Below are 17,676 nucleotides of genomic sequence, written 5' to 3'. Positions count from 1 at the left end.
CTTGGAGCTACCGATGTTCGAATATTTGTCCACCAACCACGACATCAACGTCTTCGTCTTTACTACCCTTATCGGCTGGTGTGTGTGGGAGGCAGCCCTTGTCATCTACCGCGGCCTGCGGTCTCGCCGCCAACCCTAGGTCGCTCGTCTCCGAAACGAAAAAAAAGCCCGGCATCTGCCGGGCTTTGTCGTTACGGGTTGACCACTCAGTGCAAAATCGCACGGCGAACGGCATAGGAAAAAGCGGTATCGAAATTCGCTTCGGTGCGACGCAGTTCGGCTTCCCGATCAGCATGGCGCTGAAACACCTGGTAGGAGTCGGCTTCCGACTGGCACGCCTGCACCATGCCGGCCGGCGTGCTGCGCATCGCACGAATCTCCATGTGACCGACGAACACAACAAATCCCTTCAGCATTGCATTTCTCCTTCGAGAAACCTGCCGCAGGTGTCCGCCCCCGTGGGATGGACCCACGGGGCAGCGGTTGAGACATCGCCCTATCGGGCGGTCGAAAATCAGGCGGGCATGGTTGCCGGCGCCATCGTGCTCAGTTGCCGGCTGGTCTTCCACTCGTCGCAGAAGTCCGTGCCACGGAGCTTGGGACGATGAATGACCACCTTCAGGCCCCCCACGCGCAAGCGTTTCTCGAGCGCAAGTGCGTCGGCCATGCCCGGCGACTTTCCCGTCTTCGGATCGATCTGATCGAAGTCCGCGAAGATGTGCACGGTGTGTATGCCGAGACCTTCCGGCACGACGAACTGGCTCAGCAGAACTCGGTTCAAGCAATACCATGTCGGCACGCCGAAGAGCATGTGCGCGGCATATGCAGTCTCGAGGCCTTCTGCCACCCCGAGCACACCGTCACGCGGAGGCATCAGACGCACGGCGCCGCCCGCCAGGGGAAGCGCAGACACATCATTTCGCTTAGCGTCCAGGATCTCGCCGTCGGCCGTCATCACGGTCGCCTTCGCCGGAGTGACTGAGTCCAACGCAGTGCGGTGCACCGTGGCCATTCGACCATCAGGCAGCGTGAACTGCGCGACGATCGTTGGGAACTGGCCAATCAGTGTTCCTTCGTGCCAGTATTCCTGCGTTGACAACCGCAGAGCGATCGGGCGAGGCGCCCTCAGCCCCGGCACCCGCGATGCGAGATACTTCATCGCATGATCACCTTGCGCGAGCGGCTTCGCTTTGGTCCACTGGCGATCAATCCGCTTGCGCTTCGCCTCCGGTGTCATGCCACTCCTCTGGCGAGAAGCCAGCACCGGACGCGCCTGGGCAGGCATTGGCATGGCATTGCCAAGAAGCTGGGAAGCCAGCTCTTGGAACGTCAGGCGATTCACATTGCACACGAGCTGAATCCCGTCTCCAGCCATCGGAGATCCGTTATTGCACTTACGGCACACCCAATCGCCCCGGCCGTTCTTATTGTCGAACGTGAAGCGATCGTGGCCTCCGCACATGGGGCACGGACCAGGACGGCCTAGCCAGAAGCTGTCCGTCAGGACGGCTGCTGGCAAGTATTGCTGCAACAGGGCGTCCCATTGAGCGGGCGTCCAAGTCTTCAAGATGTCACTCAGTTTCTTCATGGGCTGCACTCCGATTGGAGAGGTTGGTCGATGCCTGAGACAGGCGAGGAAACGCTTGCTCAAACCACATCCCGGCGATGGCCAGAAGGTCGTTTCAGCATGGCGTGGGAGGCGAAGGAGAGATTGGCCGAGCGGCCGAGAAGAATGCACTGCTGCGCCGGGAAACCCGGCGCAGCAGTGATCAAGAAGTGAATCGTTAAGACCTAAGTCTGTTCCGGGCTAGAACGGAATATCGTCGTCCATGTCCTCGAAGCCATTCGACGGTGCCGGCTGCGGACGGCGCGCTGCGCCGCCGTCCTGCTGGCCACCGCCACCCTGGCCTCTGCCCTGGCCGCTGCCCTGGCCGCTGCCCTGGCCACTGCGCGAGCCGTAGCCGCCAACGCCCGATTGACGACTGCCGCCGTTGTCATCACCATCGCCTCCGCCCATACCCTGGCGCGAGCCGAGCATCTGCATTTGGTCTGCGATGATTTCGGTGCTGTACTTCTCTGCACCCGACTGGTCCGTCCACTTGCGTGTCCGGATGCGGCCCTCGATATATACCGACGAGCCTTTCTTCAGATACTGGCCCGCGATCTCCGCCAGCTTGCCGAAGAAGGCGATGCGGTGCCACTCGGTGGCTTCCTTCGTCTCGCCGCTCTGCTTGTCCTTGTAGCGGTCGGTGGTCGCCAGGCGAATGTTCGTCACGGCGTCGCCGCTGGGCATGTAACGGGTTTCGGGATCCGCTCCGAGGTTCCCAACGAGAATGACTTTGTTGATAGATGCCATGTTGATTCCTGGTTAATGAATTTTGTCGATGCGCCAGAGCCATTTGTCCCATAGCTTCTGATTGCCTTCGTTGTCGAGCAAGGGCTTGCCGGTACGTTCGTGGAACGCCGGCACCTTTACCTTTTCGAGCCGGGTCACCCTCACGTGGTCGCCAATCACGCATTTCGCTTCCGCGATGGCGTCCTTGAGACCCTCGCCTTGAAGCGTCACTTCGGCCGCGACACCGGTGTCGACCCGGATCGCGAACGAGGTGTAGAACTTGGGTGGGGTAACGCCACGTTTGGGGAATTTCATCTCGCCCCAAAACGCAAGCCGGCCAACGGTCGATGACCTGCTGCCAAGCACGGGCTGCGCTGCAGTAGCCTCGGAAAACTGTGGCTTCCCTGGCTGCCTCGCATCGTCGTCATGAGCGACCCGGGCGACTCGTTCTCTCACCCGCGTTGCCGGTGATGCCGGAGCAGGAGGCGTCGCGCCGGAAGACAAGGAGCGCACCTGAGAGAGCGTCTTGGCTATCGCCTGCTCCACCGTACAGCCGTGGAGGACCGCGTGCTTATTCCAGCGCGGCACCACTTCTGGCAAGAGCTTTTGTCCGAATCGGGTCTCCGTCACACGATGCTCGAAGGTTGCAACGAAATGCACGATGCTGTCTCCCTCATCACGAAACAGATGCGGGAGATCAGCTATCGTGATCTGGGTTTCGTTCGGGGCGCCCTGCCCGACTGCAGAATCGGTCGGCCTCTGGCCTTCCGGTGCGCCCCCAAGCAATTGAGCGCCCAGACGCTTTATCGCGTTCAGAAGGGCCATGATGTTTCAAAGGAGTGAGCCACAGCACATCCGGCGAACCTCATTGAGGTCTTGGCTGAGCAGGGCATTGTTCAGGATGACGTCTTGCATCATCTCGGGATCCACGCCGCTCACTGCGCAGACGTAGGCATAGGGCAACGCACCATCCCAGTATCCGAAGATCCAACCGAGCGTCATCGAGTAATCCCCGAGGTCGAGCGGCTTTCGCTTGATACGATCTCGAAGCATCTCCGCACAGTCAACTAGTGACTCCGGCGTGTTGTCGCCTCTGCGGCTATCGCACGCCAGGCTGATGAGTGCGTCGATCATTTGCTCTCGGACAGCCTCGCTCCATAGCGAAGGATCCGGGAGGGGATCAACCTTGGGAGGGGAAACAAGGATGGCGGTAGCTTCACCGAAGAAGTCCAACTGCCATCCCGACGGAGTTTGATCCATGAAGGTCTCCGATACGGGACCCGATCTACCCGCCTTGTCGGCGGGCATCGAATACCCGCGACAGGTGGGACTGCCGCCCCCAGGAAGGGGGCGGCGAGGAATCAAGAACGGCGGTCCGTTCCCGTTCTGCGAATCGACATCACGACGGCCGAGTGCTCGTACTGCTTTTCGGCCGACTCGACGACGGCCTGCGGCGGCTTGTCCCGCTTGGCGGGCTCGGGCGTGGACACCTTCGGCGCTGCCGGAGTCTTGCTCGCGAACGCGATGAAGCGGTGATACAGCCACGATGTGCCGACGATGGCCAGAAAGGCGCCGACGACGATTGATTGCGCGGCCAGGTACAGCACCATGCAGAACATGAACAGCTTGAACGGACGCTTGATCGCGTTGTTGGCGAAGGATTCCATGGCTTTCTCTCTAGAAAACGAAGCAGTTGGATTTCCTGGCTGAACTGCCAGGCGATTATTCGATGCTCGATGAGCAAGGAATCCTTCGAAGCGGGCACGACAACGCGCTTGCGGCATGCCGGAGCATTGCGCAAGAACGCTATGTGATCGGGAAATTGAATGGGCGAGAAGAGAGACTAAAACATTCGCCGAGGTCGATGCGTGAGCACGCAGATCAGAATCTACACCACTTCTAATGCGCGCGCAACGCCATCCCCTCACCCCCGCGGTCCTCATATTTGCCGCTGAAAGACGGCATAAATAGTGCCTCTTTCCGGGATCAACCCAAGATCATGATATTGGGAAATGGACGGTGCTGGCGGCTGAGAACGGTGCCGCTGCTCCGCGGCCCAGCAGCGGGTCCCAGCAACATCGCGACTTGTATATACATGACATCCCTCCTATGGGAGGTCTGTAGCCACGCTCCCTTCGCGTCGATAACTAGGTCCTTGAGGTGATCATTTGACGGCCACCTTCAAAAACTAGGTCGAACTAGCGAGCTTTCACAACTAATGACGATCGCGACCGGGACTAATCTCCCTCGGAGGCGTGCCAGCGCGCCGAGTTCTCGCCCATTGCCGCTGCCCTTGACATTGGACTCGAAGGGTTCCGAAACACGGATCTACACACCGACTGCAGGCCACCCTGTAGCACTTCGCCCCCTTATTGACGCATTCGGTGCGGATGACACCGATTCGCCAGCCCTTTCTTTGCCCTTGACTTTGCAAGGCCGGCTGTAGCCTTAAACGATTGGACGGGAAAGCGAAGTTCACCATCAACACATAGGAACAAGAAGCGTCAATAACCCCTCCCCGAAGGGAGGGGCTTGAGGGAGCAATCCTGAGAGCCCGAGATTGACCAGGGCAAGCGGTAACCAGCCCGCTACGTTGTGCAGAAGTGCGCAGACCCACCGCCGAATGCTTCCTCAGTTCGGCGCTCTGGAAGCGATGGCAGCAGACAAGCCACGGGTAGGCACGAAACGGGCTATCGCCGGGAGTCATCCCAATCTGCTGCACAACTTGCCCGAGGGGAGACCTTCCATGAGGAAGGCGTTACAAGGCCCGTAAGGGCACATACATAGGAGCCGATCATGTCGGTTTTTGTTCTGGACAAGCATGGCAAGCCGCTCATGCCATGCACCGAGAAGCGCGCTCGATTACTGCTTGAGCGTCGCCGGGCGCGCGTGCATCGCGTTGTGCCGGCCGTTATCCGTCTGGTTGACCGCACGGTCGATGACTGCGAGTTTCAGCCCCTGCGTATCAAGTTGGACCCAGGCAGCAAGATGACCGGGGGGGCGCTAGTGCGCGATACGGAGCTGGCTTGCTCCGTATCCGGGGAGATCCGACGTGGTGCGGCAGTGTTGAACCTGTTCGAACTCGTGCATCGTGGCCGTCAAATCAGCGAGTCCCTGACGGCTCGCCGTTCCATGCGCCGGCGTCGCCGCGGCGCGAACCTGCGTTATCGGGCTCCGCGCTTCCTGAATCGTACGCGCCCTGCTGGCTGGCTCGCGCCATCGCTCCAGCATCGCGTGGACACGACGATGGCATGGGTTCAGCGCATCCGCCGTTGGGCTCCCGTCAACGGCGTCTCGTCTGAGCTGGTGCGCTTTGACATGCAGGCAATGGAAAATCCGGAAATTTCTGGCGTCGAGTACCAACAGGGTACGCTCGCCGGTTACGAGGTGCGCGAATACCTGCTCAAAAAATGGGGGCGCACATGCATCTATTGCGACGCGACGGACCGCCCGCTTCAGATCGAGCACTTGACTGCGAGAGCAAAAGGCGGCACGAACCGCATCGGTAACCTTGGACTGGCTTGCGGCCCCTGCAACCAGGACAAGGGTGCAAATGACGTACGCGAGTACGTCGACGACCCGAAACGTCTGGCCCGCATACTTGCGGCCGCATCGCGTCCACTGAAGGATGCTGCCGCCGTCAATGCGACGCGTTGGGCGTTAGCTAACGCTCTGAAGTCGACGGGCTTGGCTGTCGAACTTGCCTCCGGCGGGCGGACGAAATATAACCGCGTGACCCTCGGCGTGCCGAAAACGCACGCGCTTGACGCAATGTGCGTCGGTGACGTTTGCGACGTGTCGGGTTGGCGGCGGCCGACCTTGCAGATCAAGGCCATGGGCCGCGGAAGCTATCAACGTACTCGGCTCACTGCGCACGGGTTCCCTCGCGGTTACCTGATGCGCAGGAAACAAGTCAAAGGGTTTCAAACGGGCGACCGGGTCTGCGCCAACGTCCCTTCCGGGAAGAAGGCTGGTGTTCATACCGGGCGGGTTGCAGTGCGCGCCAGCGGATCGTTCAACATCCAGACCGACGGCGCGGTAGTCCAAGGCATCAGCCACAAGTATTGCCGGATCATTCAACGTGGTGACGGCTACCACTATCAAACTAAAGATAGCTATTCACAAGGAGAGACGGGAGAAGGGCGTGCTAAGCACGCCGCGCTATCCATCCCCGTCCTGAAGGACGGGGTTTCCCGCGCATCCCGATGAGCAACAGCCATATCCTCGCACAGTCGGAGCCTCGCCGAGAAATCTCGATCCTCGAACTCACGCGGCTTCTGCTTGGTTCCGAGGTGGACTCCGCATCAATCGGCCGCATCGTTCATGCTGCCGAGCAGATTTCCCAGGCGCGAGATCGAATCCGTACCGAGTACATGATTATCGGGTCTCACCTGGCCGACATCCACCAGACGCTCTACATCGCCATAAACAAACGCCTCGATAACCCGACCAAAGCGCGGGCGCAGGCGAGTCGCCTGCTGAACGATTACGCCTCCCGAAGCCTGCAGATCAGCAAACACACCGCGATTCAATATCTCCAGGGTAAGCGGCCGGCCGTCCCACCTTGCCGGTCGAGAGCGGCTATGAGAGTGCAGACGCGCTCAGCGTGCGGGATGCCAGTTGTGAGGAAGCAGCTCGTCGATGCGGCTGTTTAGGTGGTTGGGCAGGCGGGTCAACACATCATTGAGATAGGCCCACGGATCGTGCCCGTTGAGTTTGGCTGTTTGCACCAGGCTCATCACGATCGCGGCGCGCTGACCGGCCAGTTCGCTGCCTGCGAACAACCACGAGCGCCTTCCCAGGGCCCAGGGACGGATCAGGTTCTCCAGACTGTTGTTGTCCACGCTTACCTCTCCATCGAGGAGGTGGTGCGTCAGCGTCGGCCAGTTCTTGAGGCTGTAGTCGAGTGCCTTGGCTGTGATGCCGCCATCGGGCACACGTGACCGCTCCAGTTGCAGCCAGGCATGCAGTTGCTCCCACAGTGGCTTGGCGTCGCTGAGCCTTCTGGCCAGACGTTGCTCGCTGCTCAGGGTGGCGAACTCCCGCTCATGACGGTAGATCTGCGCAATGCGACGCAGTGCCTCTGGCGCGACCGTGCTGCCGCCCTGGTTTCGTAGCAGTTCGTCGTACCGACGTCGGGCATGGGCGAGACATCCCGCGGCTATGCGGCCGGGGTAGGCTTGCAACACGCTGTCATAGGCAGCGTATTCGTCGCGCACCAGGGTACCTTGCCAACATCGCTCGTTGCCGTCTTCGCGGGGACCTCCCAGGAAGGCAATTGGGTACTGCGCGCCTCGACCAACACAGAAGTCGTAGATCACGCCAGGTTGTGGATCGAAGGTGCCGCGCGAATAGGCCCAGATGTAGGCCCGCTTGGTTTTACCGGCTCCCGGATCGAGCATCGCCACCGGTGTCTCGTCGGCATGCAGCACCCTTGATGCAAGTATGAAGCGCTTGTGCGCTTCGTAGAGCGGTTCCAGTGCGGCACCGGCACGCCCGGACCATGCAGCCAATGTTGAGCGCGGCGTGTGCACGCCCGAGCGGGCATTGATCGTCTCCTGCCGGTAGTACGGCAGGTGGTCGACGAAGCGGCTGATTAGCGTGTGCGCGACCAAGCCGGCTGCTGGCAGGCCACCGTCGATGATTTGCGGTTCAACAGGCTCTTGCACCAAGCGCTGGCAGCATCGGCAGGCCCACTTGCCATAGATGTGGCGGTGCACGAAGAACTCCGCCGGCACGATATCCAGCTTCTCGCTAACGTCCTCGCCCACGCGTACCATGGCTCTTCCACAGCCCGGTGTCGGGCAGTTGGTGTCCTCGGGTTCGTGGTGATGCTCGACTCGGCGCAGGTGGGCCGGCAGGGGCTGGCGACGGGGCGTGCGCTTGGAATTGGTGTTGGCTTCAGAAGAGGGCTCGCCCTTGGCCTGCTGCAACTGCGCTTGCAGACTGGCTTCGTCTTCGGCCAGGGTCTCCTCGAACAGCCGGCGCTGCTCGGCGCTCATCGCCTCCGTCTTGGCCCCGAACTTCCTGGCCTTGAGTCGCGCGAGCTCGAAGGTGATCTTCTCGATCTTGACGTCCTTGAGCTTGATCTCGCGTTCCTGCTGCTGGATGTGTGCGAGCATCTGCTGCGCCAGTGCCAGGACGTCCTCGGGCGCGAGGTCCTGAAGGCCTTGGTCTTGTAGTTGGCGCAGGTTCAGCATGGAACCATCGTGCCAGCCACCGGGTACTACCACCATCCGGATTTATGCTGTCAACGCACCGTGAACATCGTCATATGCGCGTAATGGCGCGCAGGTCCTCCAGGCGCTGCCAGGGCAGGCCGAGCACCAGGGCGTCGAATTGCGCCTGCGTCAGTTGTGCGCCGGTGGCGCCGGCCTGTATGGCAGGCCAGGCAAAGCGTCCCTGGTTGAGGCGGCGCGCCGCGCACCACACGCCAAAGCCGTCATGTATCAATAGCTTGATGCGGGTGTGGCGGGCGTTCGCAAACAGGTAGGCGTGATGAGACTGGGCTGCGCCGAAGACCTGCACCACGCGCGCCAGCAGTCGCTCGGTGCCGGCACGCATGTCGATGGGCTCGACGGCCAACCACAGCGCGTCAATGCGGATCATCGCAGCCAGTCCCGGAGCAGTTGGGCACATTGCTGTGCCGCTGACAGAGGCCAGTGCACAACCAGCGTGCCGCCCGGGCGCTGGATCTCGATGCGGATGACGTCGGGTGCTACCGAAGGTGGCGTCTCGCATGGCACCGCCTCGGCCGGCTGCATGGTCGCTGTCACAGGCTGAACATGCAGTGGGATAAACGCTCGGCCCTCGCGCTGCGCTGCCAGCATCTGCCGTTCATGTTCCTCTCTGACCCATCTGTGCACCATGTTCGGGTGCAGCCCGTGGCCGAGCGCCACGCCCGCCACCGATGCCCCAGACTGGCGAGCTTGCTCCAGTACCATCGCCTTGAACTCGGCGCTGTACTCTCTGCGGCGTGGCCGCTCGATAGTTGTCGACACTCGATCCATCGTCCCCACGATCCTCCATCGTGGGGACGATGCAGGATCCCGTGGATCGATTCAAGGCGGAAGAACTGGACGCTTACTCTCCAGGTGTACCAGCGATTCGTGAACAGCAACGAGGCGATCGAGTTTCTGAACCTGGGCGAACTCACGATCCTGAAACGATCCGACATCTCGGAGGAGGAGGTCCAGCTACTGGTCAATGCGAAGAAGCGCCACGAATCCTTCTCTCGCGACGAGATCCTCCCGTTCATCGAGAGGTATCGCGCAGCCTCTGATGAGGTCAACACGTTGATGGCGGCCTTGGAGAGCGCGAAGGAACAACTCTCCAACGGATTGGCACAGAAAACTGAACTCGAACTGGAGATCAAGTATTTGCGCGAGCGGGCGACCAGCGCCGACACCAAAGAGTCCGAGCACCGCGAAGCACTCGCCGCGGCACAGGCAGCGCTCGACTCTCAAAGTCACACGGTCCAGTCCCAACGCGTTTCTATCGATCGACTGAGGCTGGAAAAGGAAGGTGCCGAGAAGGCGATAGCCGAGATGCGAGTACGCGAAGTGGTACGCGAGGTCAAAGTCGAGGTGGTTCCATCGGGGTACAAGAGCGTATCTGACGCGATCGACACCGCGAGGCGTGAACTCGCCGAAACCGAGAACCAGCTCAACGTGAAAAAGCAGCAGCTCAATTCGATAGCGTCGGAGCTTCTTGACCGCGAAACAACTGCTGCCGAAAAGGGGCGCATCGAAATTCGGCTGGCCGGGCTGAAAGCAGACATCGACGAGGCCACCATGAAGGTTCGCTCGGCGACCGGTCTTGGCACCTTCAGCCGAGAACACCAGCCTCACATCGCGTCCATCCGCGACAGCATGCGCGCGCTGTCGGATGCCGTGCAGACAGCATTCGGAGATTGATCTTGAAACCTGCCGCACCCAACAACCCCCAACAGAGTGTTCCCACGTGGGTCTTGGACCGGGTCTTCTCTGCCAATTTTCGTCTCTCGTCGTATCTGCTGAACGCGATGACGGTCAATACAGGGCTCGCATCGGCGTTCGAGGTAGACCAGTCGCAACTTGCCCAGCTTCGAGACGACTTGTCCATATCGGCGCTCATCTTCAATAGTCCGTTTCTCGCCTACGCCCCCACACTATCCACGCCTGAGGATTGGCGATCTTTCATCGACGGCCGGACGCCCACCAAGACACTCGTCGATCTGCGCAAGAAGATGCCTGAACTGTCCATCGTCGATTCGATGCTTCTTGAACAGGCAAACCGCTCGTACGTCGGCGCCATGTACGACGTGCTCAACATGTCAGCGCTCGCGGCTCCGTTACTAGGCATCTCCAACGACCTGGCGGCGTACCTTCGCTCGGTGCCGCAACATGAGATTGATCTCGCGATCTCGGAAAGACGGGTGCCTCTATTTCAGTGGCGTATCCAGAACCGACTCTTTTGGTACGAGGCTGTTGCTGGAACGTTGACGCCGGAACTCGTTGCACACTACCTGATGGATACGTCCCCAACTCGCGCGGATCGAATGCCGCATTCGGGCGTATGGGGTCACTTTCAACTTCCGAGATTGGCCGTCGATGGGTATTGCGAAGCCTTCATCAAGCTCGGGTGTCGAGCCATGAGTGTGGCCACGTTGTTCAACGTTACGCCCAAGCGCACGCGGGACCTCTACACCCTACTGCACGGCGAGTCTTCGCCATCCGGGAAGCAACCTGATTCCGCGATTTGGTACCTCGATTCTGGCTCCAGGCGAGTCCAGTCGACGTTCCAAGTCTGGCTCTTCCGATGCGCCTTGGCATCCGATTTGAATATCCCCTCAGCCTTTCTAGCTGCGATGGATGTCAGCAACCGGATGTTCAGAGAAGATAGGCTTCCAACAGAACGCGCGCTCCACCTACTGCGTTCATTCGCCAGCAACAACGAGCTCGCCATCAAGACATGCCGGAGTTGCGGAACGCCATACCTTGCCTCGAATGCCGCCGCACGCATCGAACTGAGCAACTCGTTCCAATGCCCCTGCTGCACCGGGGTCCTGTCCTCACCAAATGCACCTAATCGAAAACGCCTTCGCGGACGGCCGCGGTTGAAGCGTGTCTAGCGGACGTTAGAATCATGCCCCTCACCGCCAATCGGCATACCTTGGAGGTTTAATGCTCACTGCCATCGCGATGTTCATATTGATCAACGGGCTGCCTGCATATATGGCTCGACGAATGGCTCGCCGCAAGGGCCGGAGCGAAATGTTCTGGTTCATCGCTGGCATTTTCGGTTCATGGTTTGTCGTCGGGATTCTGGCACTAATGCGGTCTTCCAGCACGCCCACGCTAGCCGAATACCTGGCAGCGAACCCGACCTGCAAAACGCCCACCGGCATTGCGTGCAAATTCTGCGGCTCGCGAAGTATTCGCTTGTGGCGCGACGAGTCGGGATATGCAATCCACCAACGACACTTCTGCAATCACTGCGGTGAGTTGCTGTATCGAAGCGGTTGAGCGGGGTGAGCCCAACGGAACGACAATACGATGCCCCTTGGGCGCGGCAAGCCTCGTCCTTCAGGGCGAAGAAGGATAGCGCGCAGGGTCAAGCCCTGAGCAGACATTCCGCCGGAATGTGAAGTGTCGTCCGCGATCCACTAGTGCGAATGCCGGTGGTGAACGTCAGGATAGTGGAGATGTTTATGCACCATTGGCTTGTGATAATGCCTATGCCGATGCGGATCTCTGCCGTCCCACGGAAAATCGTGCGTGTGGTGGTGATGCTCGTCATGCCGGTGCGAATGGCTATGATCAAGCGTCACATGCACGTGCTCGTGTTCGTGCCGCTCCCGCAAATGCAGCCAGATCCCGAGTGCCATCAAGACTGCGGCAGACCCGAACGTTACGCTTGGAGCCTCCGGCCAAATCAAGAACGAGATCAGCACCCCGAACAATGGGGCAACGGAAAAGTATGCTCCAGTTCGAGCGGAATCAAGAGCACGCAACCCCACTACGAAGAGCGCAAGACTAATACCATAGCCAGCGAATCCGACCAACATCGCACCGGCTAGGACAGTGGGCGGGGGCAACATCGCGTCCTGCCCCAAGGCCAACGCAGTATTGCAAAGTCCGGCGCCCACCTTTGATGCAAGCCAGCAAGTGCGCATCGTTGCTCGACACCTTGCGCGTCAGGTTGTTGTCCACCGCCCGGCACAAGCAGGCCCCGACGAGAAGTAATGCGCCCATCAACAACTGCAGGCTTCCCGACTGCCATGAGAGCATCAAGCTGCCCGCGACAATGGCGATCATGCCGAGCACGATCTGCCGGTTAGCGTTTTCCTTGAACACGACCCAGGCAATCAACGCCGTCAAAACCCCCTCCATGTTCAGGAGGAGCGACGCCGAGGCGGCAGCGGTTGAAACGAGCCCCGTCATCAAAAGCGCTGGGCCGGCGATGCCACCGGCCAGAATGGTGCCCAATAGCCAGCCCCAATCAGCCTTGGGTATGCCGATCTTTTCACTCGGCGAACTAGACGAACGCCACAGCCGTCGAGCTACGACCACCAGCGCCAGGCCAACGCCACTACCAAGGTACAAAAAGCCTGCAAGTAGGAGCGGTGAAATTGCTCCTGTCAGGGCTTTGGCGACGGGTGTACTGGCACCGAAGAGGAGTGCCGCTAGTAGTGCTGGGGATGCGGTGCGCAGGGACATTGCAGGAGGAACTCAAACGCTAGTGGGCAGAGTGGAGTGATCGTCCGACGCTACTTCCATCGGCGAAGAACATGCTGAAAGACAAGGCTATTCGGTAGCCGTAGCACGATCTCTTGGCCGTCGTACGTCGCTTCCAGCAACGTCGTATAAACTAGGTTGATATTCACTACCCGTCCTTTTATCCCCGGCTTTTCCCCATTCTCCAGCAGCTCAACTGTTTCCCCGATGCGGAAAGCCCGGGTAAAGTAGATAAGCAGCGCACAGAACAAGTTCGTCAGCACGCTCCATGCAGCGAAGAACGCGACCGCACCCACGGTCGCGAAGCCCGTGAATGCCGTCCATAGCACGGCCCCAGATACGCCCAAACGCTCCAGGGCCCAGAGGGTGACCGCCACATAGACGATAGTCGCGACAACACGCAATGAAAGCGCGGTAACCTTGGCCGATAGTGAGTACGTGTTAGTCAGCTTGCGAAGTGACCGACTTGCGATTCGCATCGCTAGCCGTGCAACCGCGCCTATCAGAACCACCTCAACTGCCGGAATCAGGATATCGAACCAATCTGCCATCCATTGCGGAATGGTTATCGTGTATAGCTTGAAGAAGTCTGTTCATGAGAAGCGTTACCACGTCCATCTCCGATGGAGTCAAGTTCCACCGTTCGAACTGAATTTGCATCAACAGCAGGAAATTCCGCATGAGCTAGACGGCTGCTTCGTCTTGCCAGATCATCGCCCGCTGTCGAGCCTTCAGACTGGTAGCAACGACGCCCAGTTTATACATGGTGCGACGCCACCCCTCACGAATCACGAGCCGGGCCATTACCGCTGCCCTTAACGTGCCGACACCTGCCTCCGCAAGTGCATGGGAATCGGAGGATTTGGTAGTGAAATGGAGGAAATCCCATGCCTGAAAGGCTGAGATCATCAACAAAGCGGACGCTAATATTGACCGCGTGACGCGAGGTCTTCCACGCATTCCACTGCGTGAAGGGATCCTCCCAGCACTGCGGCCCGCGACGGCCCCTCACCTAACTTTGCGACCGGTCTGTCGACTTCGGCGCGTTGGCGTGTCCGACGCCAACGCGTGAGCGGCACAAGTCTACCATGAGGAAGATTGCGCACACATTGCAAAACAGTTACTAGCCATCCTTCCGGCCGCGGGGGCGACGCTACAACATTCCGGCTGCTCTCGCTGGACACTCACTAGTGGCCACGCCGTCATCATCTCGCAATCCCCCCGACAGGTACGCCCCCTAGAATCCCGATGTTCGTTCCCGGGGAGCGAGGGGCCCCCAAGCTCGGCAAACGCACTCCGACGGCCCGCCGTCTAATCGGCTCCCAGTGAAACACATCTGCTCCTCGTGGAGCTCAAGAATGCGCCGCGTGTTCTGCCACACGCACAACGTCACGAAAGCAACGCAATACCTCCGAGGCCCTGGCCCTTCACTGCGGCTGGCCGTATTTGAGAAACATTGGTGGCAACTGTCGCCGAAAACCTTGATGGACAGTCTCTTGAAGCGAAAGATTCTCTTGGCCTTGACCATCGCGATCTTGGCGGTCCTCTGGATTTTCACGCTAGCTGTGCGCCCGTTGTATGAGCCCGATGAGGGGCGATATGCCGAAGTTCCGCGCGAAATGTACGTCTCAGGCGACTGGGTTACGCCGCGACTGAACGGCGTCAAGTTTTTCGACAAACCGCCTCTGCAGTACTGGGCCACAGCCAGCGCCTACATGATCTTCGGCCCGTCAGAATGGACTGCTCGGATCTGGAGTGCGCTCGCGGGACTCTTAGGGGTAGCTGCCGCATGGTGGGCAGCCCGATTGCTCTACGGAAGCCTGATTGGCCTGGCCGCGGCGCTGGCACTTATCGGCGCCCCACTCTGGATTCTCGGCTCGAACCTAACAACGACGGACATTGGCGTAGGCGCGCTTCTCGGAAGCGCAGCCTTGGTATTCACTGTGGCGTACCAGACCCAGAACCAGCGTTTGTTTCCTGTCGTCTGGCTGCTGGTTGGACTGGCGTTCCTGGCCAAAGGCTTGATCGCCATCGTGCTTCCTGCGATGACGTTACTGCTATATGCGCTCCTTACGGGACAGCTCTTCGGCTTCCTGAACACGAAATTCTGGCGCTGGAGTCTGCTCGCCGTAGCGATAGCAGTGCCGTGGATCATCGTGGTCTCGATGCGCAACCCGGAGTTTCTGAACTACTTCTTCATCCACGAACATTTTGCAAGGTTCTCATCCTCGGTGCACGAGCGAGACAAGCCCTTCTGGTTCTTCTTTGCAGTGGGCGCCGCCGGTGTTCTGCCATTCATCGCTCTGATTCCCGGCGCCATCGTACCTCGGCCGGGGATGGCCCGGACAACGCGGAGCTTCGATTCCCAGCTATTTCTGTCGATATGGGTGATCGTTGTCATTGGCTTTTTCTCGATTTCCCGCTCTAAGCTGCCGCTCTATATCCTCCCGGCCTTTCCGCCGGCGGCCGTACTGCTTGCCCATCGCGCGATGGGCGTGACTCGCACCACCCTTGCCGCAAGCTTCCTTTCCTTGCCAGTGCTCGGCGTAGCCATCGCGTTCCTGCTGTGGCACCCGACACTTTCGAGCGCGATGCTCAAGCGCGACGTGAGCGACCCCGCATCGCTTCAAATATGGGGCTTCATCGCCATGGCGATCCTGGTGCTTGGCGGCTTCCTGGCCTTTGGCATCGCAATTCGGGGCCGCAGTCTTCGCGCGGTCGCCGTTGCGTCCCTGACCACGCTTGCCGGCCTGCAGGCGGGATTGCTGGCGTCCCGGGCATTTGAATCGCTCTCCATCAAGCCGATCGGCATGGAAGTCAAGGCAGCGGCCCGCATCGACACGGAACTGTTCAACGTCGGGCAGATTGACCGAGGCCTGGCGTTCTATGCCGAGCGGGAGCCCATCATTGTGGCCGCCAGATCCGAGCTGGATCTTGGCTTCTCTGTCGAACCAAACAAGTGGATCGCCGATGAAGCAGCGTTTGTACAGCGATGGAAGGCCTCCGGACACAAGCTCGCCGTCATGCGCAAGGACACCTTCGAGCGCCTGAAGACTTTGCTCGGAACGGATACGACCGTGCTCAGCCAGCATGGGGTCAACGTTCTGGTGCAAAAGCCATGAACATCACAGCGCGATTCGTGCGGTTTCTTGGCGCTGGCGCGACAGCTACTGCGTTGCACTATGTCACGCTGATCGCGCTCGTCAGCTCTGGTGCGCCTGCGCTCCCGGCGTCGGCAGCCGGTAGCGTCGTTGGACTGCTGACCCACTACTTCATCAGCAGCCGTTGGGTGTTCGTACACGTTCACCCCGAGCGTATCGCCTTCGTCAGGTTCTTCCTGGTCTCGGCCCTGGCGTTCCTGCTCAACTCACTTCTGATGTTGGCAGGACTGGCGGTCGGCCTGCACTATCTGATTGCCCAGATCGTCTCGACCCTTTTAGTCATGTTAGTCAACTACGTACTCCATGCGAACTGGACGTTCATGAATGGAGCGATGCGATGAATGCTTCCACCCTGCCAACCGAAAAGATTTCGGTTGTCGTGCCGCTCTTCAATGAAGAAGCCGTCTTGCCCCAGTTTCACTTTCGGCTTCTCCGCGTCATGGAGAGACTGGCATCTGACTACGAGATTATCTATGTCGACGATGGCAGCCGAGACCGATCGCTAGAACTGGCGCACCAGCTGAAGGCCAACGAAGCACGCGTCGGAATTGTCGAGCTCAGTCGCAACTTCGGCAAAGAAGCTGCATTGACTGCGGGCCTCGATATGGCGGGCGGCGACGCTGTGGTGATTATCGATGCCGACCTGCAAGACCCGCCCGAGTTGATTCCTGCCTTGATCGATAAATGGCGCGAGGGTTTCGACGTGGTTTATGCCACGCGTACCTCTCGTGACGGCGAGTCGTTGCTCAAGAAGTTCACCGCGCACTGGTTCTACCGATTGATGGGCAAGCTCAGCGATACGGAAATCCCGGCCGACACCGGCGACTTTCGCGTCATGAGCCGACGTGCCGTTGCCGCGCTGGGACAGCTTCGAGAGCAGCACAGGTTCATGAAGGGGCTTTATTCCTGGATCGGATTCCGCCAGACCGCTGTCATGTATCGCCGCGACGCGCGGGCATCGGGAACGACCAAGTTCAACTACCGCAAGCTGCTGCGCTTTGCCGTGGATGGCATTACTGCCTTTTCCACCGTACCGCTGAAGTTCGCCACGTCGATTGGCCTGCTTGTGGCGATTCCTGCCTTTTGCATGGCCACCTTCATCGTTGGCAAGACGCTCATCTATGGTGATCCCGTACACGGCTATCCATCGATGATGACGGTCTTACTGATGCTCGGCGGCCTGCAGCTCGTCTTTCTGGGGGTACTCGGGGAGTACGTCGGGCGGCTGTTCAACGAGGTCAAGCGGCGGCCTGTTTATCTCGTTGCGAGCTATACGGCCCCTGCGGGCTCCGAGCCTAACGTTACTGCCATGGGTCAGGAGGCACGGCCGCCGGCAAGGTGCCCAATGGCGCCTGCGACCATCTTCCACGCACCGGGCAGATCTCCCAGGGAAGAGCTGTGTCTTCGGGACCGCCGCCAGCAGACCTCAGTTCTGACGGAGAAGCCGGCGCCGCTTCGCTAA

At 59.9% G+C, this 17,676-nt stretch carries 18 protein-coding genes and 1 pseudogene; 7 read left to right on the top strand and 12 right to left on the bottom strand.

From position 1 onward, the window contains the following. Nucleotides 1-206: 206 nt before the first annotated feature. The 6 genes from ACWTPI_RS34355 to ACWTPI_RS34330 all read right to left on the bottom strand — a co-directional run bounded on the left by ACWTPI_RS34355 (nt 207) and on the right by ACWTPI_RS34330 (nt 4,002). Nucleotides 207-416, bottom strand: coding sequence for a hypothetical protein (locus ACWTPI_RS34355; protein ID WP_059414475.1), 210 nt, complete (start codon nt 414-416; stop codon nt 207-209). A 98-nt stretch (nt 417-514) separates the two neighbouring features. Beyond that, nucleotides 515-1,588, bottom strand: a complete 1,074-nt coding sequence (locus tag ACWTPI_RS34350; protein WP_059414477.1) for a primase-helicase zinc-binding domain-containing protein — start codon at nt 1,586-1,588, stop codon at nt 515-517. A gap of 219 nt (nt 1,589-1,807) precedes the next feature. Then, entirely contained in the window at nt 1,808-2,356 is a 549-nt protein-coding gene (locus ACWTPI_RS34345; protein WP_059414479.1) for a single-stranded DNA-binding protein, read from the bottom strand. A gap of 12 nt (nt 2,357-2,368) precedes the next feature. After that, entirely contained in the window at nt 2,369-3,160 is a 792-nt protein-coding gene (locus ACWTPI_RS34340) for a hypothetical protein (protein WP_063923076.1), read from the bottom strand. 6 nt (nt 3,161-3,166) lie between these two features. Further along, on the bottom strand, nt 3,167-3,595 hold the full coding sequence (locus ACWTPI_RS34335; protein WP_059414483.1) for a hypothetical protein: 429 nt from the start codon (nt 3,593-3,595) through the stop codon (nt 3,167-3,169). 101 nt (nt 3,596-3,696) lie between these two features. Next, a complete protein-coding gene (locus ACWTPI_RS34330) occupies nt 3,697-4,002 on the bottom strand; it encodes a hypothetical protein (RefSeq protein WP_059414485.1) in 306 nt (101 codons plus the stop codon). 1,129 nt (nt 4,003-5,131) lie between these two features. On the opposite strand from ACWTPI_RS34330, the gene iscB reads away from it, so the two are divergent. After that, nucleotides 5,132-6,544, top strand: coding sequence for an RNA-guided endonuclease IscB (iscB, locus tag ACWTPI_RS34325; RefSeq protein WP_082080005.1), 1,413 nt, complete (start codon nt 5,132-5,134; stop codon nt 6,542-6,544). 95 nt (nt 6,545-6,639) lie between these two features. Here the strand turns inward: iscB and ACWTPI_RS34320 are convergent, their stop codons facing one another. From ACWTPI_RS34320 to tnpA, 4 genes are all read right to left on the bottom strand, one after another. Beyond that, nucleotides 6,640-6,855: a hypothetical protein gene (locus ACWTPI_RS34320; RefSeq protein WP_454734070.1), complete on the bottom strand. Its 216-nt coding sequence runs from the start codon at nt 6,853-6,855 to the stop codon at nt 6,640-6,642. Nucleotides 6,856-6,936: 81 nt separating this feature from the next. Further along, nucleotides 6,937-8,535, bottom strand: a complete 1,599-nt coding sequence (tnpC, locus tag ACWTPI_RS34315) for an IS66 family transposase (RefSeq protein WP_454734069.1) — start codon at nt 8,533-8,535, stop codon at nt 6,937-6,939. A 70-nt stretch (nt 8,536-8,605) separates the two neighbouring features. Then, nucleotides 8,606-8,944 (bottom strand): IS66 family insertion sequence element accessory protein TnpB, encoded by a 339-nt coding sequence (gene tnpB / locus ACWTPI_RS34310; protein ID WP_276288186.1) that lies wholly within the window; start codon nt 8,942-8,944, stop codon nt 8,606-8,608. Beyond that, nucleotides 8,941-9,336: an IS66-like element accessory protein TnpA gene (tnpA, locus tag ACWTPI_RS34305; protein WP_454734068.1), complete on the bottom strand. Its 396-nt coding sequence runs from the start codon at nt 9,334-9,336 to the stop codon at nt 8,941-8,943. The genes tnpB and tnpA overlap by 4 nt, the downstream gene beginning before the upstream one ends. A 108-nt stretch (nt 9,337-9,444) precedes the next feature. Between tnpA and ACWTPI_RS34300 the strand changes: the two genes are divergently transcribed. The 3 genes from ACWTPI_RS34300 to ACWTPI_RS34290 are packed head-to-tail and all read left to right on the top strand — an operon-like array spanning nt 9,445 to nt 11,841. Beyond that, a complete protein-coding gene (locus ACWTPI_RS34300) occupies nt 9,445-10,251 on the top strand; it encodes a hypothetical protein (protein ID WP_454734067.1) in 807 nt (268 codons plus the stop codon). 2 nt (nt 10,252-10,253) lie between these two features. Then, nucleotides 10,254-11,447: a FlhC family transcriptional regulator gene (locus ACWTPI_RS34295; RefSeq protein ID WP_082080008.1), complete on the top strand. Its 1,194-nt coding sequence runs from the start codon at nt 10,254-10,256 to the stop codon at nt 11,445-11,447. Nucleotides 11,448-11,499: 52 nt separating this feature from the next. After that, nucleotides 11,500-11,841, top strand: a complete 342-nt coding sequence (locus ACWTPI_RS34290) for a hypothetical protein (protein WP_156174001.1) — start codon at nt 11,500-11,502, stop codon at nt 11,839-11,841. 140 nt (nt 11,842-11,981) lie between these two features. On the opposite strand, the pseudogene ACWTPI_RS34285 reads toward ACWTPI_RS34290, so the two are convergent. Next, nucleotides 11,982-13,035 (bottom strand): annotated as a pseudogene (locus tag ACWTPI_RS34285) (DMT family transporter). Nucleotides 13,036-13,085: 50 nt separating this feature from the next. Beyond that, on the bottom strand, nt 13,086-13,604 hold the full coding sequence (locus ACWTPI_RS34280; RefSeq protein WP_454727994.1) for a mechanosensitive ion channel domain-containing protein: 519 nt from the start codon (nt 13,602-13,604) through the stop codon (nt 13,086-13,088). 933 nt (nt 13,605-14,537) lie between these two features. Here ACWTPI_RS34280 and ACWTPI_RS34275 point away from each other — a divergent pair. Genes ACWTPI_RS34275 through ACWTPI_RS34265 form a run of 3 tightly spaced genes read left to right on the top strand, consistent with a single transcriptional unit; the run spans nt 14,538 to nt 17,676 of the window. Continuing rightward, nucleotides 14,538-16,175, top strand: a complete 1,638-nt coding sequence (locus ACWTPI_RS34275) for a glycosyltransferase family 39 protein (RefSeq protein WP_197090441.1) — start codon at nt 14,538-14,540, stop codon at nt 16,173-16,175. Beyond that, nucleotides 16,172-16,555: a GtrA family protein gene (locus ACWTPI_RS34270; RefSeq protein WP_059414490.1), complete on the top strand. Its 384-nt coding sequence runs from the start codon at nt 16,172-16,174 to the stop codon at nt 16,553-16,555. The genes ACWTPI_RS34275 and ACWTPI_RS34270 overlap by 4 nt, the downstream gene beginning before the upstream one ends. Next, nucleotides 16,552-17,676 carry a glycosyltransferase family 2 protein gene (locus ACWTPI_RS34265; protein ID WP_059414492.1) on the top strand — a complete coding sequence of 375 codons (1,125 nt, stop codon included), beginning with the start codon at nt 16,552-16,554 and terminating at the stop codon, nt 17,674-17,676. Before ACWTPI_RS34270 ends, ACWTPI_RS34265 begins: the two co-directional genes overlap by 4 nt.

The organism is Cupriavidus ulmosensis, assembly GCF_977008105.1.
Note: the sequence above shows the minus strand (reverse complement) of the source record. Positions and strands in the feature narration are given on the sequence as shown.

Excerpts from the sequence above, each read along its gene's own strand:
- ACWTPI_RS34340 (WP_063923076.1), bottom strand. The coding sequence starts at position 3,160 with ATGGCCCTTCTGAACGCGATAAAGCGTCTGGGCGCTCAATTGCTTGGG.
- iscB (WP_082080005.1), top strand. The coding sequence starts at position 5,132 with ATGTCGGTTTTTGTTCTGGACAAGCATGGCAAGCCGCTCATGCCATGC.
- ACWTPI_RS34290 (WP_156174001.1), top strand. The coding sequence starts at position 11,500 with ATGCTCACTGCCATCGCGATGTTCATATTGATCAACGGGCTGCCTGCA.
- ACWTPI_RS34330 (WP_059414485.1), bottom strand. The coding sequence starts at position 4,002 with ATGGAATCCTTCGCCAACAACGCGATCAAGCGTCCGTTCAAGCTGTTC.
- tnpB (WP_276288186.1), bottom strand. The coding sequence starts at position 8,944 with ATGATCCGCATTGACGCGCTGTGGTTGGCCGTCGAGCCCATCGACATG.
- ACWTPI_RS34345 (WP_059414479.1), bottom strand. The coding sequence starts at position 2,356 with ATGGCATCTATCAACAAAGTCATTCTCGTTGGGAACCTCGGAGCGGAT.
- ACWTPI_RS34350 (WP_059414477.1), bottom strand. The coding sequence starts at position 1,588 with ATGAAGAAACTGAGTGACATCTTGAAGACTTGGACGCCCGCTCAATGG.
- ACWTPI_RS34270 (WP_059414490.1), top strand. The coding sequence starts at position 16,172 with ATGAACATCACAGCGCGATTCGTGCGGTTTCTTGGCGCTGGCGCGACA.
- ACWTPI_RS34275 (WP_197090441.1), top strand. The coding sequence starts at position 14,538 with ATGGACAGTCTCTTGAAGCGAAAGATTCTCTTGGCCTTGACCATCGCG.
- ACWTPI_RS34280 (WP_454727994.1), bottom strand. The coding sequence starts at position 13,604 with ATGGCAGATTGGTTCGATATCCTGATTCCGGCAGTTGAGGTGGTTCTG.
- tnpC (WP_454734069.1), bottom strand. The coding sequence starts at position 8,535 with ATGCTGAACCTGCGCCAACTACAAGACCAAGGCCTTCAGGACCTCGCG.
- ACWTPI_RS34265 (WP_059414492.1), top strand. The coding sequence starts at position 16,552 with ATGAATGCTTCCACCCTGCCAACCGAAAAGATTTCGGTTGTCGTGCCG.
- ACWTPI_RS34335 (WP_059414483.1), bottom strand. The coding sequence starts at position 3,595 with ATGGATCAAACTCCGTCGGGATGGCAGTTGGACTTCTTCGGTGAAGCT.
- ACWTPI_RS34355 (WP_059414475.1), bottom strand. The coding sequence starts at position 416 with ATGCTGAAGGGATTTGTTGTGTTCGTCGGTCACATGGAGATTCGTGCG.